The organism is Paraburkholderia sp. A1RI_3L (genome assembly GCF_048957895.1).
Classification (GTDB): domain Bacteria; phylum Pseudomonadota; class Gammaproteobacteria; order Burkholderiales; family Burkholderiaceae; genus Paraburkholderia; species Paraburkholderia kururiensis.
In genome coordinates, this window is sequence record NZ_JARCHA010000012.1 from 71,091 (window position 1) to 95,077 (window position 23,987).

At 62.9% G+C, this 23,987-nt stretch carries 25 protein-coding genes and 1 pseudogene; 5 read left to right on the plus strand and 21 right to left on the minus strand.

The features are described from left to right. Window positions 1-195 precede the first annotated feature (195 nt). The 10 genes from PXJ20_RS26700 to PXJ20_RS26745 all read right to left on the minus strand — a co-directional run bounded on the left by PXJ20_RS26700 (window position 196) and on the right by PXJ20_RS26745 (window position 8,244). Window positions 196-1,389 (minus strand): DUF2201 family putative metallopeptidase, encoded by a 1,194-nt coding sequence (locus PXJ20_RS26700; protein WP_421032755.1) that lies wholly within the window; start codon window positions 1,387-1,389, stop codon window positions 196-198. A gap of 7 nt (window positions 1,390-1,396) precedes the next feature. Continuing rightward, window positions 1,397-2,311, minus strand: a complete 915-nt coding sequence (locus PXJ20_RS26705; RefSeq protein ID WP_421032756.1) for a hypothetical protein — start codon at window positions 2,309-2,311, stop codon at window positions 1,397-1,399. 109 nt (window positions 2,312-2,420) lie between these two features. Continuing rightward, the gene (locus PXJ20_RS26710; protein ID WP_042303809.1) at window positions 2,421-3,446 is read right to left on the minus strand and encodes an ATP-binding protein; all 1,026 of its coding nucleotides are present in this window, start codon (window positions 3,444-3,446) and stop codon (window positions 2,421-2,423) included. Between the two features lie 126 nt (window positions 3,447-3,572). Continuing rightward, window positions 3,573-3,797 carry a DUF3717 domain-containing protein gene (locus tag PXJ20_RS26715; RefSeq protein ID WP_042303808.1) on the minus strand — a complete coding sequence of 75 codons (225 nt, stop codon included), beginning with the start codon at window positions 3,795-3,797 and terminating at the stop codon, window positions 3,573-3,575. Between the two features lie 255 nt (window positions 3,798-4,052). Beyond that, window positions 4,053-5,492, minus strand: coding sequence for a hypothetical protein (locus PXJ20_RS26720; protein ID WP_421032757.1), 1,440 nt, complete (start codon window positions 5,490-5,492; stop codon window positions 4,053-4,055). 159 nt (window positions 5,493-5,651) lie between these two features. Then, complete coding sequence (locus PXJ20_RS26725; RefSeq protein ID WP_042303806.1) at window positions 5,652-6,068, minus strand: hypothetical protein; 417 nt, start codon at window positions 6,066-6,068, stop codon at window positions 5,652-5,654. A 206-nt stretch (window positions 6,069-6,274) separates the two neighbouring features. Next, on the minus strand, window positions 6,275-6,742 hold the full coding sequence (locus tag PXJ20_RS26730; RefSeq protein WP_421032758.1) for a hypothetical protein: 468 nt from the start codon (window positions 6,740-6,742) through the stop codon (window positions 6,275-6,277). Next, window positions 6,739-7,143: a hypothetical protein gene (locus PXJ20_RS26735; RefSeq protein WP_126879728.1), complete on the minus strand. Its 405-nt coding sequence runs from the start codon at window positions 7,141-7,143 to the stop codon at window positions 6,739-6,741. The genes PXJ20_RS26730 and PXJ20_RS26735 overlap by 4 nt, the downstream gene beginning before the upstream one ends. A 100-nt stretch (window positions 7,144-7,243) precedes the next feature. Continuing rightward, entirely contained in the window at window positions 7,244-7,720 is a 477-nt protein-coding gene (locus tag PXJ20_RS26740; protein ID WP_042303803.1) for a membrane protein, read from the minus strand. Between the two features lie 227 nt (window positions 7,721-7,947). Then, window positions 7,948-8,244: a hypothetical protein gene (locus tag PXJ20_RS26745; protein WP_421032759.1), complete on the minus strand. Its 297-nt coding sequence runs from the start codon at window positions 8,242-8,244 to the stop codon at window positions 7,948-7,950. Window positions 8,245-8,267: 23 nt separating this feature from the next. On the opposite strand from PXJ20_RS26745, the gene PXJ20_RS26750 reads away from it, so the two are divergent. Next, complete coding sequence (locus tag PXJ20_RS26750; protein WP_421032760.1) at window positions 8,268-8,969, plus strand: prepilin peptidase; 702 nt, start codon at window positions 8,268-8,270, stop codon at window positions 8,967-8,969. Window positions 8,970-9,085: 116 nt separating this feature from the next. Here PXJ20_RS26750 and PXJ20_RS26755 read toward each other — a convergent pair whose 3' ends face one another. The 9 genes from PXJ20_RS26755 to PXJ20_RS26795 all read right to left on the minus strand — a co-directional run bounded on the left by PXJ20_RS26755 (window position 9,086) and on the right by PXJ20_RS26795 (window position 16,348). Next, window positions 9,086-9,898, minus strand: a complete 813-nt coding sequence (locus PXJ20_RS26755) for a PRTRC system ThiF family protein (protein WP_421032761.1) — start codon at window positions 9,896-9,898, stop codon at window positions 9,086-9,088. Continuing rightward, the gene (locus PXJ20_RS26760; protein ID WP_042303800.1) at window positions 9,895-10,530 is read right to left on the minus strand and encodes a PRTRC system protein A; all 636 of its coding nucleotides are present in this window, start codon (window positions 10,528-10,530) and stop codon (window positions 9,895-9,897) included. Before PXJ20_RS26760 ends, PXJ20_RS26755 begins: the two co-directional genes overlap by 4 nt. Next, window positions 10,527-11,255, minus strand: a complete 729-nt coding sequence (locus tag PXJ20_RS26765) for a PRTRC system protein B (protein WP_421032762.1) — start codon at window positions 11,253-11,255, stop codon at window positions 10,527-10,529. The genes PXJ20_RS26760 and PXJ20_RS26765 overlap by 4 nt, the downstream gene beginning before the upstream one ends. A gap of 12 nt (window positions 11,256-11,267) precedes the next feature. Then, on the minus strand, window positions 11,268-12,275 hold the full coding sequence (locus tag PXJ20_RS26770; RefSeq protein WP_421057447.1) for a PRTRC system protein F: 1,008 nt from the start codon (window positions 12,273-12,275) through the stop codon (window positions 11,268-11,270). Window positions 12,276-12,298: 23 nt separating this feature from the next. Then, window positions 12,299-12,520, minus strand: coding sequence for a hypothetical protein (locus PXJ20_RS26775; protein ID WP_421057448.1), 222 nt, complete (start codon window positions 12,518-12,520; stop codon window positions 12,299-12,301). Further along, a complete protein-coding gene (locus tag PXJ20_RS26780) occupies window positions 12,513-12,731 on the minus strand; it encodes a PRTRC system protein C (protein ID WP_042303797.1) in 219 nt (72 codons plus the stop codon). The genes PXJ20_RS26775 and PXJ20_RS26780 overlap by 8 nt, the downstream gene beginning before the upstream one ends. Window positions 12,732-12,741: 10 nt before the next feature. Beyond that, the gene (locus PXJ20_RS26785) at window positions 12,742-13,212 is read right to left on the minus strand and encodes a PRTRC system protein E (RefSeq protein ID WP_126879578.1); all 471 of its coding nucleotides are present in this window, start codon (window positions 13,210-13,212) and stop codon (window positions 12,742-12,744) included. Between the two features lie 81 nt (window positions 13,213-13,293). Then, window positions 13,294-14,961, minus strand: coding sequence for a PRTRC system ParB family protein (locus PXJ20_RS26790; protein ID WP_421032764.1), 1,668 nt, complete (start codon window positions 14,959-14,961; stop codon window positions 13,294-13,296). 208 nt (window positions 14,962-15,169) lie between these two features. Beyond that, window positions 15,170-16,348, minus strand: a complete 1,179-nt coding sequence (locus PXJ20_RS26795) for an N-6 DNA methylase (protein WP_421032765.1) — start codon at window positions 16,346-16,348, stop codon at window positions 15,170-15,172. Between the two features lie 464 nt (window positions 16,349-16,812). Between PXJ20_RS26795 and PXJ20_RS26800 the strand changes: the two genes are divergently transcribed. The 4 genes and pseudogenes from PXJ20_RS26800 to PXJ20_RS26815 all read left to right on the plus strand — a co-directional run bounded on the left by PXJ20_RS26800 (window position 16,813) and on the right by PXJ20_RS26815 (window position 19,275). Continuing rightward, window positions 16,813-17,010: a hypothetical protein gene (locus PXJ20_RS26800; RefSeq protein WP_421032766.1), complete on the plus strand. Its 198-nt coding sequence runs from the start codon at window positions 16,813-16,815 to the stop codon at window positions 17,008-17,010. A gap of 25 nt (window positions 17,011-17,035) precedes the next feature. Further along, window positions 17,036-17,209, plus strand: coding sequence for a hypothetical protein (locus PXJ20_RS26805; RefSeq protein WP_421032767.1), 174 nt, complete (start codon window positions 17,036-17,038; stop codon window positions 17,207-17,209). A 15-nt stretch (window positions 17,210-17,224) separates the two neighbouring features. After that, window positions 17,225-18,253: pseudogene (locus tag PXJ20_RS26810) on the plus strand (DUF1173 family protein); the annotation flags it as partial. A 350-nt stretch (window positions 18,254-18,603) separates the two neighbouring features. Next, on the plus strand, window positions 18,604-19,275 hold the full coding sequence (locus tag PXJ20_RS26815) for a Lar family restriction alleviation protein (RefSeq protein WP_421032768.1): 672 nt from the start codon (window positions 18,604-18,606) through the stop codon (window positions 19,273-19,275). Between the two features lie 262 nt (window positions 19,276-19,537). Here PXJ20_RS26815 and PXJ20_RS26820 read toward each other — a convergent pair whose 3' ends face one another. Together PXJ20_RS26820 and PXJ20_RS26825 are read right to left on the minus strand one after the other, a co-directional pair. After that, complete coding sequence (locus tag PXJ20_RS26820; RefSeq protein WP_421032769.1) at window positions 19,538-21,406, minus strand: protein kinase domain-containing protein; 1,869 nt, start codon at window positions 21,404-21,406, stop codon at window positions 19,538-19,540. 405 nt (window positions 21,407-21,811) lie between these two features. Next, a complete protein-coding gene (locus PXJ20_RS26825; protein ID WP_421032962.1) occupies window positions 21,812-23,227 on the minus strand; it encodes a transposase in 1,416 nt (471 codons plus the stop codon). Window positions 23,228-23,987: the final 760 nt, after the last annotated feature.

Consider the following 23,987-nt stretch of genomic DNA (forward strand, 5'->3'; position numbering starts at 1 on the left):
ATATTGGTCAGCTTTTTGCGCGGCTCAACGCGTGGCGCCGATTGCCGCGACCGCGCAGAGCCGCCGTTCAGGCGCCTGAACGGAAAAACCCGGAATGGTGCGGTTTTTGTGCAGCTTTCCAGCCTCGTCGCGTTCGGAACAGACGAAAAAAAACCCGGCTCGAAGGAGCCGGGTTGGGTGCAGCAAGTTGGACGGTCAGACAATCACCTCGACCGTCTCGCCAAAAGGCGCGTGCCGCGCACGCTTCAGCGGCGTGGTCGACGCCCACAGGACCGGGTACGACGGCGCGACGTCGGGAAACCTGCCCTCCATGTCCGTCAGGTAGACGAGGAACGCCGGATTGATGCCCTCCTCGTCCACCCGATGAAACGGATCTACAAACGACGTGCCGCCGCCGCCCTTCACCGGCGCAAGATCAATGGGGTCGCCCCGCGCGAAGACCTGCACCTGCCTCACGCGTGTGTCGCAGTCGAGCACGATGAGCCGCGCAGGCCGCACGACCTCAGCGACGTGAATCACCTCAGCTGCAAACTGAGCCTGCGTCTCGTCGAAGACCGACCCGCTGCTGTCCCGTACGAACACGGCATCGCCTACTGCCGGGGAATGCAGCGACGGCAGGTAAAGGCCCAGATGCAGATACCGGCGGTTTGGCATCGCCCAGCTGTAGTCGTCGTGGGTCACCCGCTGCGCAAAGCGCATCAGGATCGCGCGCCAGTCCACGGAGGGTTCGGCCGTTTCCTCCACGAGAGACGCAAGGCTGCCGGGCAGTGACCCGCGCATCTTCGCCGCTTTCGCGGCCTGAAGCACGGCGACCTTCCACCCGGCTTCCTTCACCGGCTTGTCCGGCCCCGGATAGGGGCGGACCTCGCCGCAGGAAGGTGGGGCATCCGGTTCGGGAGCCGCTGACGGATTGTTCGCGCCGTTCGCGGGTGCCGGCTGGTCCACCAGCGCGTTCGCACCGGTCTTGCCGCCAGACTTCTCCTTCTCTTTCTGCCTTGCTTCCTGCGTGAGGACCGCGTAGATCTCCTCGGCCGACTTCCCGTGAAACCGGGCGTCGTCGAGGTGCGGTAATGGCAGTACGAAACCCGCCTGCTTCACGATCGGATTGATCGCATGGTCGCACGCGTCGTTCCACCGGTCCGCGTCGCGCGGCCCCTGCCGGAAGCAGTGACCGTTGGCGACGTGCAGGATCAGCTGCGCCAGCACACCCCGGCATTCGAGATCGTTCAAGGTGGCGAGATACGCCGGGTTGTAGCCCAGCAGCTCCCCATCCACCCAGAAAGTCCTGCACGCCGGATCCTCGATCACCTTCAGGCGCAGTGCCAGCGCACCGAAGAACGGCTGGTTCAGCACGAGCGCCGATCGCTGCTTCGAGATACGGGCATCCATGGGCGCCTCACGCCGCGATGCGCAGATGCGACGCAGTACCCGCCGCGGGCAGCGCCGTCTGCGGCTTGCCGCCCATGAAGGCTTCCATCAGTTCCTCGATCTCCGTCGCCTTGGCGGCAACCTGAGAGCGAAGCACCTCGGATTCCTTCAGTTCTATGCCGGTATGCACTGCAAGGTGACGGCGGGCCTGCTCAAGGATGTGGTCGAGCTGCGGGTCGTTACTGAAGTTCAGCTTCGGCAACAGCCCGCACAGATCGCGTACGTTATCGGCGACGTCGATACGCACGTTGCCCGCCGCATACAGCCGGTTGGCCATCGCCGACACAGCATCGTAAAGACGCCGCACGATGTCCTGATTGGCATCCTCGATGGAGCGCATGACGTGCTGGTCGATTTCCGAGCGCAGGCTCGTAAGCACGTCCTCGGGCAGATCGACACCAAACTGGCTCGCGTCGGGAAACGGCAGCACGGACATGCGCACGCCGAACTTCGCCCCCAGCTGGGCAAGCGTCGGGTAATCGGCCTCGTTGAAGAGGCCATTCATTTCCTGCCGTGCCTGTTCCTTGAGGTCCAGGTAGTCGGTGAGGAATACCTGCACGGCGAGATCGAACTCGTCCTTCATCCGGCGCATCTGCGCCGAGAAGTCCATGTAGATCTCCGTGGGCAGCAGACGCACGGACAGCTGGTTGTATTCCAGCGTGTGGTCGTAGAAGTAGCGGCGGATGCGACCACCGAGCGACACGACTTCCTTGAAGCTGGGCGCATTCTCGGGCAGCAGGCGCTTGTTGAAGCGCCCGATGCCCTTCGTGTCGTGGCGGCTCTCGACCTCCTCGGTGACCTTCAGGTCAAACCGCCGTGCAACCCACGACGAGATGGTGACCGAGCAGAGCATGACGCGCGACTGGATGTCGGTGATGTTCATGGAGAAACTCCAGAGAAATGTATGGGATGGAATAAGTCAGGACAGGAAGCTGCGACGCGGGAAGCGCGCGATGCGCGCCGCCCGGAACAACGAAAGGAAGGCGTGGCGTTCAGCCGTGGATCAGCGTGCCGATCGGACCGCCCTGCGCCCTGATGAAGGCATGTGTGTTCGCGATGGCAGGCGTCTTGCGCAATGCGTCGGTCACCAGCAACGCGGCAAACTCGTTCAGACCCGCGCCGATCAGACGTTCGGTGTAGGTCACGACGCGCTCGAAGTTGCTTTCGTTCGCGTACATGGCCAGCGCCGCACTGATCGCATACAGGGCCGAAGGCTTTTCCGGAATCGGCGCCGCATCGGGCGCGGCGAGGACCGCCGCCGGCGAAGGCAGTTCGCGGTAGATCTCCACAAACGCCATCAGCTCCGTGGCTGGTCCCTCGCCCACCGCGCCGGCATAGGAAATCAGCTCGAGTTCTTTCGGCACAACGCCCATCGCCTTCGCGACGAAGCCCCAGCTGCGGGGACTCGGTGTCGCTTCGATGTCGCGCGAGGTCTTCTGGACCGACAGCAGATCCGGGCGGAAGCGCAGGAATGCGATGAGCTCTGGCTTGACGTTGTTGGCCACGGCCCAGGCGGTCCACTCCTCGATGGTGGCCTCAAGCTCGACGACCGTTGCGAAGCGGGAGATCAACGGATCGAGGATGCCGCTCACGCCCGCGTTGTCGTTGCGGCGATTGGTGGCCGCGAGAAACGTGACGTGATCCGGAAGCCTGTGCTCGCCGATGCGGCGTGCGAGCAGCAGCTGCATCTTGGCGGCCTGCACGGCTGGCGAGGCTTGCCCGAGATCGTCAAGGAACCAGATGAGCGGACGCTCGCGCGGTTGCAGGGCGCGCTCCAGATCGCCAAACGGCAGGAAGCGCGCCGATCTCCCGTCAGCCGCGGCGAACGGCAGGCCCTTGGAGTCGGTCGGGTCTTCGACGACCGGGTGGCTGATCAGCAGGTCATGACTGAGGGTAGCGGCGACCTGGGCGACGATGTCGCTCTTGCCGATACCCGGGCGCCCGGTGATGAGGACCGGCAGGCGATGGGGGACATAGGCCGTGAGCAGGGCATTGAGCTGGGAAGCGTTGACTTGCATGAAGGTTTCCTGAGAAAAGAGAAACCCCGCGCAGCAACACCCCCGGCGGGAGCGTTATCCCGGCGGGGTCATTGAGATGGCCGCGGTGGCGGCGTTGTGATGCGTCGAACGACGCGGTAATGCGGCTTACGGCCGGGCGGCGTCGAGCGCGGACCGTTGCGTGTCGTTTAGCGATGCGCGCGAAACACGCGTCCAGCCGTGATAGATCGCGAGACCGTATACGTCGGCCAGCGAGCGCGCCTCGGCACACAGCACCGGGCTATCGGGATCGGCAGACGGGCGGCGTTCGCGCCAGTGATTGATCGCGCACTCAAGCTGCGCAATTGGTACATCGGCGGGTTGCGGGTTCATGGGCAGTCCTTTCGGAAAGCCCGACGGGAGCACGCCCCCGAGGGACGATGCCCCCGGCAGGCGGGTTGGATTGCCGGCAGTGCCGGCGTGGTCGATGCGTCAGGGACGCGGGTGATAGGGGCCAGTGTAGGCGTGAGCTACCTACGCGAACGCCGCAATGCTCGCGAATTCCGCGTGGCTTTCGATGCGGGACGTTTGCCGTGGACAAAAAAAAGCCGGCGCACAAGGCGCCGGCGGACTTCAGCAAACAAGAGTCTACGCAGCGCGCCGCTCCAGCAGGGCGCGCGCGTAGGCGAGCGTACCGTCCTTTGCGCTCAGACGCCGCGCCGCGCTTTCGTTGCCGCGCATCAGCGCATAGTTCAGTATCGCGCCACGCCGGAAGCTGTGGATGGTGCAATACCCTTCGCTGATCGCGAGATCGACGTGCTCTGCCCCGCTCAATTCGGCACCGTTGCCGGCCCTGTAACTTGCGCGGGCCGCGGCGTCGCGCGCCTCCTTCAGGTCGCGCTCCGCATCCCGCTGCGCCTTCGCCTGCGCAGCGTCGCGCTCCCAATGCGCCTGCTCGTCCTCACTGTAGCCGCAAAGCGCAAAAACCGCGCGGCGCCGGGCAACGGCACGCACGCCAAGGACTTTGACACCGAGGACCTCGCGGAACGCCGTCTTGCTCGCGCGGTTATGCTCGTCCGAGGTATCCAGCACCTCGAGCAGCAGGCGGACGTCGCGCTGGTCCAGCGCGCGGGAGAGCCGGTTTCCATACGCGAAGGTGTGGCGGCCGTGCTCCAGCCGCGCGATATTGCAGTGGTGGCGATGCATGCGTCCGCTGATGCGGCCGAGAGCCAGCTCCCTGTCGGCCTGGTCGATCGCACGTTTGCGCGTGCTGTCCGCAACGAGTTCACGTACACGGATGGCGAGCGGCGAGACGGGTTCTCCCACGTCGACCGGCACGTCGAACGCGGCGGGCAACGGCAGGTCGTCGATGAAGCCGTTGGCATGCAGCAGATCCTCGACATCTGGATAGCTGGGGCAGTCCTGCAGCAGCCGCGCGATCCTCGTGAGGACGTCGGCATTCTGTGCATCGATCGCCTTGCCGTTGTGCTTCATGACGGAGACGATGTGCTGCAGCTTTGCGCCCGGAATCGCGCCGCGCAACTCCGGGACATACACGAGCGTTGCTGCCCAGTACGGACCATAGCGGAACGCCTCACTGTTGCGGCGGTAGCCATCGAGCACCGCCTCGGGTACCGGCAGGTTCGCGAGCAGCGCGTATGCGACCTGCACCTCATGGCGACTGCTGACCTCCCGTGTGCCGGGGAGCGCCGGTCCTGCGTAGCCGAAGCCGAAGCGACGCTTCATGGCCTCGATGCACAGATCGGAGAGGTTGAGCCTGCGGCCGCGCCCGCGAGCCTCGGTGACGGCTGCGTCGATCTGGTCGAAGCTGAGCAGCAACTGCGGTTCTCTGCAAACATCGACGAACGCAAACAGCCCATCCCAGTCGACTGCACAGATTTCCCACGGCTGGCGTTGCACGCCGCGGTCGTCAAGAAAGGCCACGCTGCGCATTTCATCCAGCATCCCGGCGACGATCGAATCCGCCGTGCCGGGCTGACGGAGTGCGAGCTTGCCGTTGTAGCGCGTGACGCTCACGCCGGCCGGTGCGCCGCCGAGTGCAATCTGGGCCGATTCCGTCGCGCGCACACGCTCGTCACGGAACAGACCGAAGAGGCCGGCGAGCGTGCTGGCCGAGAGAACTGCGTTGGGAATGGAAAGTGTGTACATGGTGAAGCTCCTGAAGGCGAAGCATCACCCGTCCGGGGCAATGCCCCGCAAGGGAAGGGAAAGAGGAAGGTGGTTCCGTCAGTCGATATCGAGCAGGCGAGAAACCACTGCGGCCACCGACCACGCGAGGGTGCGTGTCAGCGTCTTGATGCGCAGCAGCGGCACGCTGCTCCAGTAGCCGCCCTCGCCTTTCGCATGAAATGCGATGTACTCGATGTGAATGACCCAGCCTTCGGAGTGGCGGCGTTCGACCGACAGGCTCAGGCGTTCCTTCGGACTACCAGCCTGCGGCCACGGCGCCGTCTCGCGCAGGCCGTAGACGTTGCACTTCGGATCACCGACGAAATTCGAAATGCAGACCCACTCCGGTTCAAGCCCGGTCCTGCATAGCTTCCGCCCGATCTCGCGGGCCACTTCGCCGACCGTTTTGCCGGAAGTGTCGTACGGTGCGGCCGCAAGCGCGACCGGCAGATCCAGCTCAAGCGTTGATTGCATGTTTGCGGCCCTGAAAAGAAAAAGGGCCGCACCGGAAGGTGCAGCCCTTTACTCAACTATGCCGACGTCAGCCGGCGCTACAGTGATCGGTCAGTGCGAATGCGAGCGATGCGCCCGATCCGCCTGACGGCCCCGGTTCGTCATGTGGCCGCCGTAGAAAAACACAGCGAGACCAACAACGAGGGCGAACAGTCCAAAGCCCATGCTCATTCTCCGTTCATGGAATCCATGCCTCGCAAAAAGAGTATCACGAACAGGAACACCAGTACCGCCTCATTCAGCACGGCGGAGATGGTCCAGGTCCCAGTAGAGTGCCAATAACCCACTGCGCCGACAATCGATGCCGCCGACAACGTGTGGGAAAAGCGCCCAAATTGCTGTCGTTGTTCCTTGCTCCAGGCATGCCCGAAGCGGCGGAAAGACAGAAGCGAACGAGGCGCCGGCTCAGCCGCGCTGGCGCGCACGATGAACTGCCCGTCGAGCGAAGTCACGGGCAAACGTGCGTCGTCGACCTGTGCCGTAATCCTCGGGGGCGCCTCCGTCGTATCCGACTCCAACAACAACCGCCGGAGACGCTCCGAAAGATAGACCGTCATGGAATCAGGATCGAACGATGCTCCGTCTGTGATGTCCATCCCGGACGCAAACTCGACCACGACGCTAATGATCTTCATCCGGCCTCCTGGCGGCGCTCTTGATCGAGCCCACTGGCCAGCCGCAGTGCGGCGAGCATGGCCTCATAGCCCTCGCGCGACGAGATCTGATCGAGACTCACTGCGTTATCGCCGCCGCCCGACAGGTCGGAACGGCCATGCCGGGTGCGGAACGAGACAGCGACGCTGTTGCGTGCCGGTGCATCGGCCACCTCGACGATGAGCCGCCCGGTGTTCAGCGTCACACGACAGCCTCGACCGCGCGCGGCAGGTAGCGACGTGATGTCGTGCTGGCCCGCGCGCAGACGCAGGTCACCTGCCACACGGCGCAGGAAGCCGCGAGCGCAGCGTGCGATTTCGGTATCACGCCTGGCGCCCGCGCTGCGGCGATCGGCGTGAGTGATCCTCGTAATATGATTCATGAATACCTCGAAAAAGAAAAAAGCGAGGCGTCCCTGGTGGGAAACGCCTCGCCGTGCTGGAGAGGAAAGCCGGCGTGCCGCCGGCGGATGAGGGAAAGACTCAGTGCGTGACGCGCACGCCCGAGTTACTGCTGACAAGCAGGACCTGATCGCCCGGCTTGAAACGCTGGTCGTCAGGCTGCGTGACCACGAGCATCGAACCGTTTGCTTTACGCACAACGATTTCGAGGCCTGCTGTCCGCGAGAGCGCAGCGCCAACGCGTTGCGCGATCACTCCCGCACCGGCACCAGAGATCGCGCCCGCGATATAGCGACCGTTGCCGTTGCCGATCACCTGTGAGCCGAGAAAGGCACTCGCACCTGCGGTGATCAGGCTGACGATCCCCGAGCCGTCGCCCGAGGTCTGGATCGTGATGTTGCGCACGCGTACAACGGTGACCTCCTCGAGGCTACCGACGCGCTGCACGTCCGAACGCTGATAGACGTCGGGCGAGCCGAAGTCGGTCATGTTCGCGCAGGCTGCGAGCGTGGAGAGGAGAACGACGATGGAGACACTACGGAACGCACGTTTGAACATGGACGGCTCCTGAATGAAAAAGGGGAGCCGCGTCCCGTCCGGGAGTAGGCTCCCAAGGGGGATCAAAACGATAGAGGCTGGACAGGCGCCAGGCCGGTAAGACAGAAAGAAGCACAACGGCAAGCCGCTGTGGTCAGGTCGATGCGCCAGAAGCGCGAGGGATAGGAAGAGTCTAGGCCGCGGCGACTACATTGCCCGTCGGAATGATCGCGAAAACGACCCCGTTTTTATCGCGCAGGCCTGCCCGCGCCTCGCGCACGATGTTCACTGCAGCGCACCCCGGTTTCGAGACACGCGTCGCCGCAGCCGGCGCAATAGTGGCGGTCCACGACAGCCGAGGCGTCCCATCCCGCTCCGGTCCCGAGCGGCGTGCCGAACTCCACGCCGCCCTCGCGCGCGAAGAACACCGGCTCGCCGGCCCGCCCCCGTCGCACGATCGCATTGATTTCGTCGCCGCCAAACGCCTCGCGGAGCGCCTCAATGAAGCGCGCGATCTCGGGCATCGGTGAGACGGAGCGGACCACGGATAACCTCCTGGACAGTAAGCATGCCCACTCTAAGCCAGCCCATGCCATCGTTCGTCAGCATTGAGCTTTTCGCTATAGTCGTTGGCACCTCCTGCACACTGGGTGCGGTGGTGCCGGATATGTCAGCCGTGATCGGCACGGCTGTCCTGCGGTCACTCGGTGAGACCGGGCAGCGAGAACCAGCGCGAGTCCGCGACCGGGTCTGGGGCGCGCTGGCGTGCACCAGCGCATCCGTAACGGCCCTCGCCACACGCGGTGTGTCACTGCCCGCGCTCGTTGCTTCGCTCCTCTGCCTGTCGCTGCTCATCGCTGCGGACATCGACCGTCGCCATCACCTGCTGCCGGACGCTGTCACCCTGCCCTTGCTCTGGCTGGGCCTGCTCGTCAATCTCGGCAACCACGTCGCTCCGTTGCCCGACGCCGTCATCGGCGCGGTGGCCGGCTACCTCGGCCTCCGTATCCTTTCGCTGCTCGTCGTAGCCATCACGCGGTCGGATGGCATCGGCCACGGCGACTTCAAGCTGCTCGCGGCAATCGGCGCGTGGCTCGGCTGGCAGGCACTGCCGCCGGTCGCGTTCATAGCGGCCGCCCTTGTAGTGCTCGCTGGACTGATGCGCACCGCACGTTCCAACGCCGCGGCCCATTCGCGCGTCGCATTCGGGCCTGCGCTCGCGGTCGCAGCGACGGTAGTGTTATTCGTTCCGTCACTACGACACGGGTGATTTGCATCGCACACTCACATGGAAACGGCGGACAAAAAAAACGCCGCCCGTTTTAAGGGGCGGCGCTGATCGATAAACAGCCAGGGTGGACCGAGCAGGCCGGTGGCTCCTCAAGCTTAGCCGCCGCGCGCAATTTTGCGACGCCGCGCCGGCTTGCCTGAAGGCGGTGCTTCGTACCCGAAGCGCGCCCATGCTGCCGCGTCGATCGGTACCGGATTCGTGCGTCCCGTTGCGAGATTCACGAACACGGCAGAAAACACCAGACCACCATTCCGAAACAGCGACCAGAGCAGGTTGAACGCCTGAACGGAAATCGCCTGATTGATGACGAGCGACTGCTTGCGCAGCGCGTCGGCCATCGAGCACGAAGGCGTATCGTCGGCTTTGTCGTTCTTCGGATTCAGCATGTCGGGAAACAGGTCGCCCACGTGGGGCAACCGGTCGTGCCGCGGCTTGCCAAACTCGCCGAGAATAACCTGACCACGATCCTCCTCATTGCCGCAATCGAGGTAGTAACGGCACTTTCCCCGCTTTGCGGCCTGCACAATTGCATGGCGCGCGCGTCGCGAGTCCACGCAGCCGATCACGAGATCGGCATGCAGGTTAATCCGCGAATCGACGCGCCGCGGCTCGGCCACCCAGTTCGTGCCCATCAGAAGGTTCAGGCGGTTCACGAGCAGCGTTGCCTTGTACTGGCCCACGTCGTTCGGATAGAACCCCTGTCTGCCGACGTTGAACTCGCTCACCGTGTCGTCGTCGTACACCGTGCACTCGATACCACCGGGGTGCCCGAGCTCCACCATCGCGTGATGCAGTCGGGCAAGCGACGACAGCAGGGCACTGCCGGTCCCCCCCGCACCGATCACGACGACCTTCCATGCGCTCCGCGCCATATGTTCCGGGGTAGCGTGCAGAACATCGCCAGTCATGCGACCTCCCCGGCCAGTGCCGCCAGCCAGTGAGCCGGGGCGCCGGCCTGAACCTCGAAGCGGCCTTTCATGCACAGCCGCAATGCCACCGACGGCGTGCGATCGCAGCTTCCGAGCACGAGCGCAAGCTTCACGTCGTGCGCGTCATCGCGGTCATCGGTGGACGAGAAATATGCTTTCCCGTGACCGTGCGAATGGCAGTCAACAACCAGCCACTCCCCTTCACGCAACTGCGGCCGCCCATAGTGCAGATGGGCGGGTCCGTGCGAAAGCGACGCAAGCCTTTCCAGCCTGAATTGCCTCGTCACCGCGTCCCACACGATCCATGCGCCTACTTCGTTGGGCAGTGCCGCCCGCGCAAGGCGGGCGAACTCCACAACGAGCGCGGCGGGAATGGCACCGCAACGCAGATCCGTCAGCTCCCCCACCTCGCCATACGGAACCGGCGTGCGCCAGTCGAATACGCCAAGGCGGCGGACCAGCCTGATCCACGGACGGTCGACTTCGAGAAACACGCCATTGGAAGCGATGAGCAGTCGCTCGCCGGCGCCAGCAATCGGCGCGACGGATTCACGCGTGGGCACCATCACCGACGGAAACGACCCCTGCAGGACGGTATCGACCGGATTCATGCCTCACCTCCGATCTTTCCTCCGACGAGCCTGCCCGCCGTGGCGCCCTTCATCGGGACGAGCACTTCGAGCGGGAACGTGTCGAACTTCCCGTCGAGCATGTCGGTCCAGAAGCCATAGAAGCCCTTCGCGTACTCGACGCGCTTGCTCCCCTGATTCGGGTGAGTAAAGGCCGACGTGAAGAAGCCCTCCTCCCATCCCGTGATTGCCGAGACCTCGATGCGTCGTGGAACACGGGCCGATCCGATGCAGATCTTGCCGTGGTCCCACGTGTTGAAGTACGGCGGTTCGAAGAGCTCAGTGCCGGCCTCGGGGCGCGTGTCGCCCTTCAGCGCGAAAACGCGGAACCCGCCCGCACCGGCCTGAAAAACGAGGCCAGGATGCGGCACAACCGCACTGCGTTCACCGATCGTCTCGCACTGGAAAAACACGCGGCGCCGTATCGGCGGACACCACCATGTCACCGCGGCTGACGTCACACCCAGCACGTTTCCAGGGAGGAACTCGTCGCGCGGCGCAGCGTTGCGGTCAAGTTGTACCAGTGCGTCGACGAGCGCGCGCCGGCTCAGCGGCCGGCCTGCACCGATCACGGGCCGACCTGTCTGACGCTCAGCCGCGACGGAATGCACTGTCGCGTAACGCGACCCGTCCTGCGCCGAGTAAAGCAGGAGGGCCGACGACAGGGTGACGTCGTGCCCGGTCTGTCCAATATGAACACGTTTCATGAAAACTCCTGGTCAAGGGCTCACCACCAGCGCCAGAAGGCGGTCAAGGTGGCGAAGCATCTGAAGGGCGAGGCTCCATTGCGCGTACTGCGCACAGATGCCCCGCCTGTTGTTGGAAAACGTTATGAAGCAGCTGTACTCGGTGGCCTCGCCGCCCTGGTACTCGCCATTCATAAAGTCGTCGAGCAACTCGCCGATACGCTCATTGCTCTCGAGCACCAGTGAGCAGCCCGAATACAGCGGCCGCGCGTCATGGCCGTCGTTCAGCAACGGTCGATTACCTGCGCGCCCGAGTAGGCGGTGCAGCGCGGCTAGTTCCACGCACACCCGGGCCACGAGCGGCGTGGTGCCGCTTTGCAGATGCCGCAATTCCCGCCCGGATAGCACCTGGCTGCGCGAGCGGCGACCGGGAACCTTTGCTGGCATCCGGATCTCGTCGGGGTACAGCTCGGGGCGCAGCACCGATGGAAGAAAACGGTTCACGACTTCCTCGTCTTCACCGTAGTACTCCTTCATCCATTCGCTGACGTCGGCATCCGTGGCTGCTTCGTCGCCGTCCCAGTGACGGCAGGCCGCCTCACAGAGGAACCAGCCCGGCGTGCGGATCAGAACGGTCTTGCCCGACACCCGGTCAACGAGGTCAAAGAGGGTGTACAAGAGAAGCGGATGAGCTTCCCGTAATGGCTGGGCAAGCACACCCATCTCATGCAGCCACTCGTTCTCCAGCCGCACGCCAAGATGCAGCGGGCCATCTGGCCTGAACTCATCAACGCCATACCCATGCTCGAGAATGTCCATCACGGCGTTCGTGTCGAACAGGTCGAGGCCGAACGAGAGAAAGCGAAACGGCTCGCGGATCTGCCGCTGCACCCAGGCGTAAAAGGCCTGCTGGAATGCATCGACCGGGCTGACCGGCGCATGCACATCTGCGGCGCGCAACGGCCCGTAGCGGAACTGCTCGAGCACGACTGCCTCCACCGCCACGTCGGCGCGCCACCGGATGGTGGCCTCGCGTGGCACGTCAGCGGCGAACCCGGGCAACGTCAGAACAGAATCGGGAGGTCGATGTCGGGCAGCGGCAGCGCGTGGCGATTGCCATGCCCCGCCGGCAGCCGCATCGACTGGTCGATCAACGCATGAAGGATCGAGCAGCATGTGCGAACCTCGTCGTCATGTAAAAAAACCGCCCTCTCGGGCGGTTCCTGTGAGTTGAAGAAGCTGCCCGCCGGATCGGCGAGCGCCCTGAGCAGTGTGTCCTTACGCATGGGAGCCCTTGGCACCCGCCGCGCGGACAAATTTGTAGCTGGCAACTTCACCCGAGAACTCGGGGCCATCAACCGTCGCGGTCGTCAGCTCCGGGTACTGCGCCGAGTACAGATCGCGGACCTGATCCGGCGTGAACGCCGGGCCAGGGTCAACGAACCGCATGCCGTTGTAGGTGAACTCGCGAAGGATTGTGGCGATGCTGATCGTCATGACGCCTCCCTCACAACAGGCTGAGAAGGTCAGTCTGGCCGGCATCGGACACCGTCGATGTCGTCGCCTGCGCGGCGGCCGCGGGCTGGCCATTGCCCTCACCCTCGTCAGCCACATCGTCATCGCCTTCGTCGTTGTCGTCGGCCTTGGATGCGGGCGCTGGCAATGCCGGCTTCGAGCCTTTCGACAACGCCTTGTGCGCCTTGCCCGCCTGCGACTTCTCTGCCGCCTGCAGGATTTCCGTCGTGGCGCTCACCTGCTCCGCGAGTGAGCGGTGTGCGCCTTCGAACGTCCGCAGCGCGTCAGCGAAGCCTTCATCCAGCTCGGCCGGGCTCGCTGTCAGCACCAGTGGCTGCCGCATCGCGGCCTCCTTCGAGTCGCTGCCCGGCACCATGACCACTGCCATCTGGTCACCCGCCATCTTCAGCGTGAGCGTGACCTTGCCGGTCTCGCGCACGAACGCTTCGAGTTGCTGGAACATATGAAACCTCACGGGAATGAAAAAACGCCGCGCAAAGGCGGCGTGAAGAAAAGGGAACCGTGGCAACCGCCACGGCCAGCATCAGTATTTCAGGACCTTCGGCACCTTGCCCGCGTAGTCGAAGCCTTCGACCGAGAGCAGGGCATCGATAACCTCCGACTTCGATTTCGCGAACACCTTTTTGAAGTTGTCGCCCATCGCGGCGCGAAGGCCGAGTTCGTCGGCCACCACCTTCATCTCGGATTTCGTGACCAGTTCCAGAAACTCCTTGTCGAGCTTCCAGTGCTTTGCGAGATCGAGCTTGTGGTGACGGCACATCTTCACGAGATACTCGACGTCGACGCCCTGGATGGCCGACATCGTGAGCGCAACGAGCAACTTGACCTGCACGTCGGAGTGCAGCTGTCCGGCAGCCGACGCGGCCTTTGGGAAGTCAGACACACCTGGCTTGTCGTCGATGAGACGCTCCCAGATCGTGTTGAGCGGTTCAGCTGCGATGCTTCGCGCCTGACCGGTCGCAACGACCGCGATCAGATACTGGCGAGCGAGCGCCACGTCCGAGCTGACCTCGCGACGCAACGCCTTGCGCCAGAGCGCGACGCGATACGTCTTGACGCGGTCGGACTCGGCCACCACTGTCGGCTCGGGACTGGCTGCCGTCGATGACTTGGCGTCATTCGCCGCACCCGCCGCCTTCGAAGCGCCTGGTGCAGTCGCAGCTTTCGCCGCATCCGTCGCTGGCGCCTTCTCGCTCTTGATACGCGCGGCAACCTTCTTCATGTTGCAAACCGTGTCGAAGCACTGGCCCTTGTAGACGTTGCCCATTGAATCCGGCAGACCGCTCACCGCCGCGCCGAAGTTCTGGCACCCGTAGCAGGCTTTCGCCTGTTCGGCACCGACGCCCTTGGGACCGTCAGCCACGAGCTGGATGCGCGTGTGGTTGTCGCCAGGGCGAACGATGCGCACGGTCTGGTACTCGTCACGCAGGCCTGCCGCGATCGCGTCGAGCTGCTTCTCCGTCTTCGCGTTATAGCAGGCGCGGTTGGTACAGCTCCCTGTGCCGATCGACTCGCCGAACATCTCGGCCTGGGCAGCAGAGTTGTGCGGGCACGCGGCGCAATCGGCCTTGTCGAAGATCGCGGCAGGCAACGAACATGAAACCTGCTCGAGCGTTTTCTTCAGATCCGCGACCGTACGGCTTTCCTTCACGACCACAGGCAGAAGCTTCTCCTGCTGGTCCTTCGTGAAGGCGGCGAACAGCTCGGCGTGGCCGAGCTTGATGGTGCGCGTATCGAGCGCATCCAGCACGGAGGCGCTGCAGTTCATGAGGGCGAGGCGTGAGTCAAGCTTCTGACGGGTCCAGCCGAGCTGCAGGGCCGCTTCGTCCCGGTCGCCCTTGCAGATGCCGACAAGTTCCGCAGCGCCCACGGCCTCTTCCGACGGTGCCATGTCGTCGCGCTGGATGTTTTCGATGAGCGCGACTGTGCGCGCCTGAAAGTCATCCAGTTCCCTGAGAACGATGGGCATGGGATAGTCGGGCCCGCAGGCCTCCATCGCAGCACGGTAGCGACGGCCGCCGCAGACGAGTTCTCGCGAGCCGTCATCGAGCGGACGCACGACAACCGGCTGCAAGATTCCCTGCAGGCGGACGGATTCGACCATCTCGGCCATCTTCGCCGGATCGAAGTAGCGACGGGGGTTGCGGCCCAGCTTGATGTCGCCGAGTCGCATGGTGGGTTGCTGTTGCATTGCGGGGTCTCCTGAAAGGGAACCCGCGTCCCAACGGGAAGTGGATTCCCGATGGGTGGAAGAATGCGGCCGCGAGGGCCAGGGTCGATGCGCACGAGGCGCAGTAGGTAAAGAGACGATACCGCGCGAATGCTGCACCCGGTTGCGAAAAGATCGCTGATGCGAGGCAGCTTTCGGGAGATGGCCCGGAACAGGTCCGGACCATTGTTCAGAACAGGGTCAACTGGTCGACGAGTTCGAGAAACGGTTGCGGGCCCGACTGCGGCTGCACCGCTTCGTCGAACAGGTCCGCCAGTCTGGCCGTGTCCACCTGTAGCGGCTCGACCAGCGCGACTTCCGTTGCGTGTTCTACGGGCGGTTCATCCGTCGACATCACCGGCACAGTGGCCGGCTCCGCAGCGAATGCGGTATCGTCAGCTGCGGTGTCCGGTGCGCTACCGATCATCTCGCGCATGGCATCCTCAGCGCGACGCGTTCGCAGGCGGCGGCTCCACCCACCAAGCACATGGGCGGGGGTGAACCAGTGTCCCCACACCTCCATCGAAAGTGCGTTGCCGTGCACAACGATCGCCGGAATGTGCAACAGGGAAAGTTGCAGGTACGTCATGTGAACACAGCACGGGTCGATGTCGATACACGTTGCGTGCATCGCCTTCTGGTAGTTGAGGCCTGCGTCATGGAACGCTTCGGCCGTTGCGATCACCATGCCGCCGGCGCCGCACGCTGGCTCATGTACGCGTGTGAAACCTCGCGACCGTGCGACCTCAACACTTGCGCCTGTCACGATTGACGCCATGAGATGCGAGACATGGTAGGGCGTAAAGAACTGTCCACTCCGGTCGTTGCCAAGCCCGAGCATCATGTAGGTCTCGCCTAGCACGTCCGCCAGTCCACCGCCGCGTGTGCCCACGGTACTCGCAGCGAGCATCGTTTCGACGCGCCTCTCGAACGACAGTGTGAGTTCGGCCAGCATCCTGGGGAACCTCGCGACCTCTTCACGACTGTACTTCCCGATGGTCTCGAGATAGCGCTTCTCGCGGGTCTCGAACTGTGTCCGGTCCACGCTATTGCTGATCGCGAGCGCGGCCAGCTCAACGAAATCGCGGAATACCATGTCGAGGCGGTGGCCGTACGAAAACTCCTGGAACAGCGCGACCAGGTTTCGCTGGTGCCCGTCGGCCGTCAGATCATGTTTGCGCTGCGCGCTCTTCTTGCTCATGCCACTCCATAACAAAAGAGGGGCATTGCCCCTGCGGGCGCGATGCCCCACAGGGAAAGAAAGGAAGTTCCGGCAAAGCCGGCCCATGTCGATGCGTCGATGACGCTGGTGATGAGGGCATGTTAAGCCCGCATACCTCTGACAGAGACCTTCAAAGAGTGCGAACATGCGCGGGCTTTCGCTAGCAGCCGACACGGCGTTATCCACAGTTTCTGTTGGCAAAGCTGTGGAGAAGTATCTCCGATACGCGGCGACGTCAGCCTATGGAGCCAATATCGGCGGGCTTTCGGGCGGTTCGGGGCCTGCGGCGCGTTCGAGAATGATCGCGCGTGGGCAATCACGCCCGCGCTCTGCGGCGATATACGTGCTGGACCTGACAAGACCCCAGGCCTGGGCAGGCTCAATCACATTCATTGCCGCCATCCCGGCGTTTGCGCTCCGTTCTTTCCGGACGTTCGGCGTGGCCGGCATGCAGCCGCCCCTGCGAGCCCCTTTCGTTCAGGCGCCTGAACGGCTTTTCCCGAAAAGCTGCGCTTTCTGTTGAGCTTTCCGGCTGACTCCATCCCGCAAACGCTGTCAAATCCCACCTCTTTCGCGCGTCGGCGTGCCGGGAGCCGCGCGATGATAACGGGATGGACTTCGCGACCGACCACCACGATGGTTCCGTATCGCTGCGCCTGCGCCGCGTTCGCTATCCCGGCCGCTCCCGCGAAAGCCGGGCGGGCGTCGTGATCGAACACGAGCTCTCGCGCGGCATGGTGACCGTCCTCGATACCGACGACGGTACCTTCTGGCGCGGCCGGGCGGATTCAATCGTGGTTCTCGTCTGACCCGCGTTCGCAAGGAGAATCGCCAGTGCCCAACGTATCCTTCGACGGCAGCACGCTCGCACTGTCCGACATCCAGGAGAACCCGGCGCGCTTCGCCCGACGTCTCGAACGGGCAAAGATCAACCCGGGCCACGCACTTTGCCACTGCCGCCCGGATTCACCGCGCAAACTCGTGATCCGCAGGTACGGCTCGCTCTAACATCTCGCCGGGTGGCCCGATGACGGACCGCACCATACCGACGGCTGTGACTTTCGCAAGACGCACGGTGCCAGCGGCACTGCCGGCAATGACGGTCGCGCTGCCATCCTCGAAGGCCCCAACGGCCTGAACGTCCGCCTCGACGCCTCCCTCGTCCAACGCGAGGCGACCTCATCCCCCGGCCCACGTGCGACCGGAAGCCCTGGCGGCTTGTCCCGTCGGACAGCTTCGCTTCTCGCATTTCTGCAGGCTCTGTGGGCTACCGGCCGGCTGAACGCATGGCGCGGTTCCTCAATGGCACGCGGCTGGGGTGCCGTCAACGCAATGCTGCTCGGCGGCCTCGGTGAAAACGTCCTGATTAACGGCGCGCGTGCGCAGGATTCGCTGCATGTCATGCGCCGCTACGAGGAGAGCGAGCGCGATGCAATCAACGCCGAGTTCGATGTTTTCCTCAACGGGATACACAACGACGGAAAGGTTTCGCGACGCGCGTTGATCCTCGGGGAAATCGGTGAGGTCACGGACACCCTGTACGGCAAATCGATCACGCTGCGGCAGCGCAGGCAGCGCTATTTCACTACCCCGACACTCATCGCCGCTGCTGCGAAGAAGTATGGGCACGCGTGGCGCGCCATTGGAGAGGCAAGCGCGCGCGGCGTCGCGCTCATACTCATCGAGCGCACGCCCAAAGGACATCTTCGCGTCGTCGATCTCGCCGCGATGCTCTGCTCAGCTGCGTTCCTGCCCTGCGATTCCATGCATGAGGTCGCGATGGCCAACCGTCCGGTCGCGGAGCGCCGGATCTTCGACAAGCCGATGCGCCTGTCCGATGGCGACACGATGCTGCCCGACTTCGTGTTGCTCGATACAACGCCGGCGACACACATCGAGGTCTACGGAATGAACGGGATGGCCAGTTACGAGCACCGCAAGCTGGAAAAGCAGATGCTTCGCGAGGTCAGTGGTGTGCCGGTTGTGGAGTGGAACACCGACCGGGAGCGGCTCGAAGAGGTACGACTGCCAGCAGCCCAACGGAACACCTGACTTTGGCCGGCACGCGGGAGGCCATAAAGCGCTCACGCCGGTCCCGTCCACTGTCTGCGAAGCTGCGTTATACGAATGGGCCACGTAGCACCTCGATTCGCGACCAGGGGTCGGATGCGAACCGCATGACGGGCACCAGGGGCAAAATACTCGGTCCACGCGAAGCGCCGGCGTAACGATGGACGACATAATGTTCGGTGACGAGCCCCACACGCTCAGACCGGGATGCCCTCGCTTTCTCCGGTTGCTTCCATATCCAGTTTGAATGGCGCGAGCCGGGAGTTGACGCCCACCTTTCGGTTTTGAAACACAGTGTGGATAATGGCGGGCAACCATTCAAGCCAATCGCCATGTACGAGCAGCTCATCCCCTGCGACCACTGCGGCGGCCGCCCCACCCTCGGCCGCTCCCAACGCCTTACCTCCTTCCTGCCCGACCCCAAATTCGACTATACCGAGTGGGGACGGCTCGCTGGCCCCCCCCGCATTGGGGACCGCGTGCCACGGCCTCCCGAAGCTCCGCCGACGGAGCATCTGGTGTGCGTTTACTGCGCCGAGTGTGGCATGCAGACACCGTGGGAGCCCATTGAACCCGACGAGCGCGCCGCGAAGGACCGCGTCGCTGAAATATGGAACCGCCGGCTTAACCGACCCGAGACCGACAAGACAGACCTGCAGCGGCTCGTTGAACGCGAGATCGGTGCGGCCGACATTCCGGCCGTCCTCGACCTGCTATCACGCACAAAGGAGAACTGGGAGGAGATGGGCCCCGTTTTCGCGATGATCGCGCGTCGCCTGATCGATGCCACGATCGTGACCTTCGACGGCTGGCCCATCGCGCCCGTCCTCATGGATGCCGCCCGATACCGCAAACTCGTGCAGCTCGCCAAATGGGTTGAAATGGAGGGTGAGCGCTACGCCGAGTTCCCGCGCATCTACTCACCGTCGGACGACGACGAGCTGCTCTTCGAGGACCGGATCGCGGTCGGAGTCGATTCGCTGCCCGACCGGGACCGCTGGTAGGGAGCAACGCGAACAAAGCGTTCATCCCGCTTCTCCGCAGGAACGCGGCGGAACAACGTCGGCGTTCGGGTGTCGGGCGGCGATCGGCCACTTCCGGTCGTTCGCGAACGTCGGCTTTGCGGCCGTGAAATCGGCTGTCCGTCCTGCAACCGGCGCGGCTAGCGGCCGTAACCGCTGCAAAGTCGAAGTCGCGCGTTTGAGAGGCGCATCTTTGCTCCATCACTGAAGGCTTTGCTTGATGCCGCTAAGCCGCGTTGCTCTCCTATTTAGCGACAGGGCGTTTGACATCGAGAAGGAAGCATGGACCCTGCACTGCTTTCGGCTTAATCAGCATATCCATGCCGTCAGAGCCCTTCAACTTGGTCCACTGTCCAAGTTCAACATTCACAGGCTGCCCGGCACCATCGTTGATCGAGACGTTCTCTCCGTACACGTAGGTCCTACCTTGGGCATCATTAATCAGATTGATGTTACCCATGAGACCGGGGATTGCGGTCCAGCCGTCGGTGGCGATAATTGATCCCACGCCGACCTCCGCTACCAAGTCGATTCGAAAAGGGTCGCTGGTGACCGCACCAAACGCTCCGGCGAAGTCTGGATGCGAGACGAAGACTATGTGACCGCCGGCAAAGCGAGGTTCAAACGCTGCCAATCCTGAAGACGAAGGAACCGATCGGTGAAAGACACCGTCTTGATCAATGAGCATGACGACGGCGTTTGCCACTGGAAGGTTGTTCTGGTCGCGCACGTCTACTACGACTGGCATTCCAGACGCTTGTTCCCGCGTTTCTGGGCGACCGAACACTACAGCAAGTGCAGTCTTAACCGCGATCGGGAAATGCCTCCGAATGTCTTCGCACAATTCAGCGATGTCGCTTTGCTCCCGGCTGCCCCCACCAAAAAACGAAGTGTGCTTGTCCCAGAGTAGCCCGCCAAAACGCGCGCGGGCTGGCCCCTCTAACGTGATGCCACACCGCACTTTCGCCATCGGTGCGCCGTCCCGCCGCAGCGTCACCCTCGTCACAATCCGAGCTGCCTGTCCGGTCGAGTCTGGAATTGCCCCAACTACCTCAAAGCCCCATTCAAAGTCATCGATCCTCAAAGAGACGGGCTCGAATGACTTTTCGCTTAGCGCGCGCCTCATCTCTTCCGCGAGTGGACGAAGATATTCTCGCAGCCTTAGGCCGAATTCTCTGGTCGCCGCTGCCGCGCGACCTTCTAGTTCACGACTCGCGTTCGCGTCGATAAGACGTCGGTCTAGTTCGACTGCGAAAGCGCTCGTATCCAAAGTCAATCCTGTCGAAGTCGCTATGGTCGGCGCCAGCCATGCGGACAATTCCGAAGCGAAAAGCGCCATCGGCGGACGGGCCGCGGGTTCAATTGCCGTGGCACTTGCGATGAGTCGATCGAGCGGGGCTGTTCGTTCTTCGGCAATGTAAGAACCGATTCGGAACACGGGAAACGCAGGGTCGTATGTGCCCGGCAGTGGAAATTTTTGCCCCGTAGCGAGCACCCACAGAGTCTTCGCCAAGGAGAACACGTCGGCCGGCTTGCCGTCGGCATTCTCTGCATCATTCAGCATCTCAGGAGCGATGTAGTAAATAGGGCCGATTCGCTCTCCCTTCGCTGTGTGATGGCGCTTGCCTTCGAAGCTTACGAGCCCGAAGTCGCCCACCGCCCATACGGAGTTGTAGCGAAACAGGTTGTCGGGCTTGATGTCGCGGTGCGAGACGCCCCGGCGGTGCAGATTGCTCAGAGTGCCTGCAAGCGCGGCAACCGCCTCTACAACTGTGCGCAGAGAGGGCTGCTTACCAAGCGCATCTTCGATGGGCTGCGCCAAGCCCATCACGAACCAGGGTCGTGATCCCTGCGCTGCGTCCAACGCTGCGTCAAGGACTGGCAGAACGCCGACAACATCAGCACATGTACGCAGCGCTTGGACTTCATCGCGAAAACGATTGACTCTCGCCTGCTGGTCATGTTGGGTCAGCACTTTCATCGCGCCCTGCTGGCCACCCTTCTCGACGAGGTAAACCTGCCCATTCCCGCCTTTCCCGAGGATTCGCCGCCGCTGCCAACCACCAACGGGTGGAAACACGTTCGAGCCCTTCGCGCTGGCAGATTTACCCACTGATTACCCCTAAGTGCGTGTCCATTGAAACATTCGTCAGCTACGAGAAGTCGGCTTGAAGACCGTCAAGCGATATGTGAACTGCCACCTCGTTGCCGGTATCGCTGTGCGAGGTAGTTCGGGCCGTGCTCTTCTCGGTGGAAACTATAAGCTGGTGCGACGTAAAGTTGCTAATCTAGCGCGGCTTGCAACGCCTGCTTTGCAGCGCGAGCAGTCGTTAGTGGCGGAGGATCAGGAACGACCGCCTGCAGGCAGTCAGATCTTCGCGGTGACCGGCCGCTTTGGGTCGATTCTGTTGAAAAACCCGCTTTCGAAGTCGGCACGCCCGTCTTCTTTCTCGGTCGGCGGGCCTGATTGTCCCGCGTGCGACTGGGCCGGTGCACAAGATCGCGGGCCCGAAACCCCTCAAGCGGGGCTGATTCCCTCTTCCTTGCTGACCAGCATTAACCGCTTTGCCATACGTCGTAGATTTTGTGCTGTTGCCGCCATCAGAAACTCATCGTGTGCACCGCTTAATCCTCGCAGTCGAAGTCGATCAAGCTTGAGGATTCGCTTCAGGTGAGCGAAGAGCATTTCGACCTTCTTGCGTTCGCGACGTGAGCGTTTGTATTCCGGTGTTGTTGCTATAGCCCTGGCATGGTCACGCGAGGCCTCGTGAACACTGCGCGTCACCTTGCGCATCGGCGTGTCCGGACAGCACTGCTCTTTCATTGCGCAACCGGCACAGTCGCGCTGGCTTGAACGATAGATAACAGTGCCGGCTTTCGTTATATGCGTGCGGGGATTTTTGAGTGGTCGCCAGTCGCTACGCAGGGCATGTCCACCAGGGCAGCGATACTCGTTAGCCTGTTCGTCCCAGGCGAAATCGCTGTTGGGGAATACGCCCTCGGCATGTGCTATTCGTTGCCACACGGGGACGTGTGGCTCAATCCCTTTCTCCTGGACAATCCAGGCAAGCATCGCTCCGGTGCCATAAGCGGTATCACCGACCAATCGATGGGGCTTGAGATGGAAACGTTGCTCGACCCGGTCGACCATTGTCTTTGTCGACTCAACCTCCTGCGATCGAAACGCGGGTGTGGCCTCGACATCAAGGATGATTCCCGCGCGTAGGTCGATCAGATAGTTGGTCGAGTAAGCGTAGAAAGCCGGACCGCCAGGGGCTGCCGTCCATCGGGCCGCGGGATCGGTCAATGAGATGTTCTTTGGGAGCGTGGCAGGTTCTGCCTGCTTCACTTCATCGGCCGTGGTCATAGCGCTCTTGTCCAGAGCCGCCAGGTATTCACATACTGCGCGGCTCGGACGCTCACCAGGATTCCAGTTGGCAACCTCGGCACCCGGGATACCACGTGCACGATTGGCGTCGGCCTTGACGACGCTCGCATCGACGGCGAAGCCTTCACCGCCGACCAGTCCCTCCGTCATGCATCGGCTCAGGACCGATTCGAACACGTGACGCAGGGTATCGCTGTCACGAAACCGGCCATGTCTGTTCTTCGAGAAGGTCGAGTGCTCCGGAACTGCATCCTCCAGTCCCAAGCGACAAAACCAGCGATAAGCCAGATTCAGATGAACTTCTTCGCACAGTCTGCGCTCGGAGCGAATGCCGAAACAGTAGCCCACGATCAGCATCCGAACCATTAACTCCGGAGGGATCGACGGTCGGCCCGTCTGGCTGTAGAACGGCGAAAGGTGACGACGCAGGTCGTCAGCGTCGAACAGGTGATCGATCCCACGAAGCAGGTGGTCACGCGGAACATGATTGTCGAGGTTGAACGAATAAAAGAGCCTATCCTGACCACCAGCCTGTTGACCCATCATGACGATGCACTCCCGTCGATTGATGTCTTCCAGGATAGCCAACATCTCGCTTCGTGGGCGGGTTTTTCAACAGAATCGGTCGTGTTATGCCTTTTGCATGATATCCGCGCCCGAAGCGATCGCGGCGCCCGGTCGTGGGGCGCTGGTCGGCCAAGAGCGGTCATTTGACGATCGCCCTCCGATTGCTGACAATCCAGCGTCTTTCGCCGATCGCCGACTTGTCAATCCATCCGGTTTTTCGACAGACAGTGCCACAAGGGTGCCAATGACCGTCTCCAAGATTCTCGAACTTTACGCTCGCAGCGGTCGGTCGCTTGAAGATATGGGTCTAAAGGAAGCCGCGTTAGATCTCTCGGAAGCAGGGCAAGCGTTGGACCTGTTTGCAGGCCAAAAATGGCTGGTCCTTGGCGGGGACGTTTACCGCGCATCGTCTGACGGACGAAGTCTTGAGCCTACGCACGAAAATTGGTTCTACGAGGGAAACGACGTCGACGACGGAATCTCTGCGGCTAGGGATTTTTTGCATTCCTTGCGAGAGCGCTCATTATTCGTTGTGTTTGTTGTTACTGGCCGAGTTCCACTCTGGTGAATCACCGCCCCCTTGAGCGAGCGGGCGCTCATGGTGACTCTTGCTGTCACAGGTGCCGCCCCGCTACGCGAATATCATGAGGCGACGGTCGGCCAGCAGCGGCCGGTCGAGGTCGTCGTCCAGTTCGGCTGGTCGATATCTCGGTCGCCCTCGCTCAATGGCCGGTTTCCG

Excerpts from the sequence above, each read along its gene's own strand:
- PXJ20_RS26700 (WP_421032755.1), bottom strand. The coding sequence starts at position 1,389 with ATGGATGCCCGTATCTCGAAGCAGCGATCGGCGCTCGTGCTGAACCAG.
- PXJ20_RS26705 (WP_421032756.1), bottom strand. The coding sequence starts at position 2,311 with ATGAACATCACCGACATCCAGTCGCGCGTCATGCTCTGCTCGGTCACC.
- PXJ20_RS26710 (WP_042303809.1), bottom strand. The coding sequence starts at position 3,446 with ATGCAAGTCAACGCTTCCCAGCTCAATGCCCTGCTCACGGCCTATGTC.
- PXJ20_RS26715 (WP_042303808.1), bottom strand. The coding sequence starts at position 3,797 with ATGAACCCGCAACCCGCCGATGTACCAATTGCGCAGCTTGAGTGCGCG.
- PXJ20_RS26725 (WP_042303806.1), bottom strand. The coding sequence starts at position 6,068 with ATGCAATCAACGCTTGAGCTGGATCTGCCGGTCGCGCTTGCGGCCGCA.
- PXJ20_RS26730 (WP_421032758.1), bottom strand. The coding sequence starts at position 6,742 with ATGAAGATCATTAGCGTCGTGGTCGAGTTTGCGTCCGGGATGGACATC.
- PXJ20_RS26735 (WP_126879728.1), bottom strand. The coding sequence starts at position 7,143 with ATGAATCATATTACGAGGATCACTCACGCCGATCGCCGCAGCGCGGGC.
- PXJ20_RS26740 (WP_042303803.1), bottom strand. The coding sequence starts at position 7,720 with ATGTTCAAACGTGCGTTCCGTAGTGTCTCCATCGTCGTTCTCCTCTCC.
- PXJ20_RS26750 (WP_421032760.1), top strand. The coding sequence starts at position 8,268 with ATGCCCACTCTAAGCCAGCCCATGCCATCGTTCGTCAGCATTGAGCTT.
- PXJ20_RS26755 (WP_421032761.1), bottom strand. The coding sequence starts at position 9,898 with ATGACTGGCGATGTTCTGCACGCTACCCCGGAACATATGGCGCGGAGC.
- PXJ20_RS26760 (WP_042303800.1), bottom strand. The coding sequence starts at position 10,530 with ATGAATCCGGTCGATACCGTCCTGCAGGGGTCGTTTCCGTCGGTGATG.
- PXJ20_RS26765 (WP_421032762.1), bottom strand. The coding sequence starts at position 11,255 with ATGAAACGTGTTCATATTGGACAGACCGGGCACGACGTCACCCTGTCG.
- PXJ20_RS26775 (WP_421057448.1), bottom strand. The coding sequence starts at position 12,520 with ATGCGTAAGGACACACTGCTCAGGGCGCTCGCCGATCCGGCGGGCAGC.
- PXJ20_RS26780 (WP_042303797.1), bottom strand. The coding sequence starts at position 12,731 with ATGACGATCAGCATCGCCACAATCCTTCGCGAGTTCACCTACAACGGC.
- PXJ20_RS26785 (WP_126879578.1), bottom strand. The coding sequence starts at position 13,212 with ATGTTCCAGCAACTCGAAGCGTTCGTGCGCGAGACCGGCAAGGTCACG.
- PXJ20_RS26790 (WP_421032764.1), bottom strand. The coding sequence starts at position 14,961 with ATGCAACAGCAACCCACCATGCGACTCGGCGACATCAAGCTGGGCCGC.
- PXJ20_RS26795 (WP_421032765.1), bottom strand. The coding sequence starts at position 16,348 with ATGTTCGCACTCTTTGAAGGTCTCTGTCAGAGGTATGCGGGCTTAACA.
- PXJ20_RS26800 (WP_421032766.1), top strand. The coding sequence starts at position 16,813 with ATGGACTTCGCGACCGACCACCACGATGGTTCCGTATCGCTGCGCCTG.
- PXJ20_RS26815 (WP_421032768.1), top strand. The coding sequence starts at position 18,604 with ATGTACGAGCAGCTCATCCCCTGCGACCACTGCGGCGGCCGCCCCACC.
- PXJ20_RS26825 (WP_421032962.1), bottom strand. The coding sequence starts at position 23,227 with ATGATGGGTCAACAGGCTGGTGGTCAGGATAGGCTCTTTTATTCGTTC.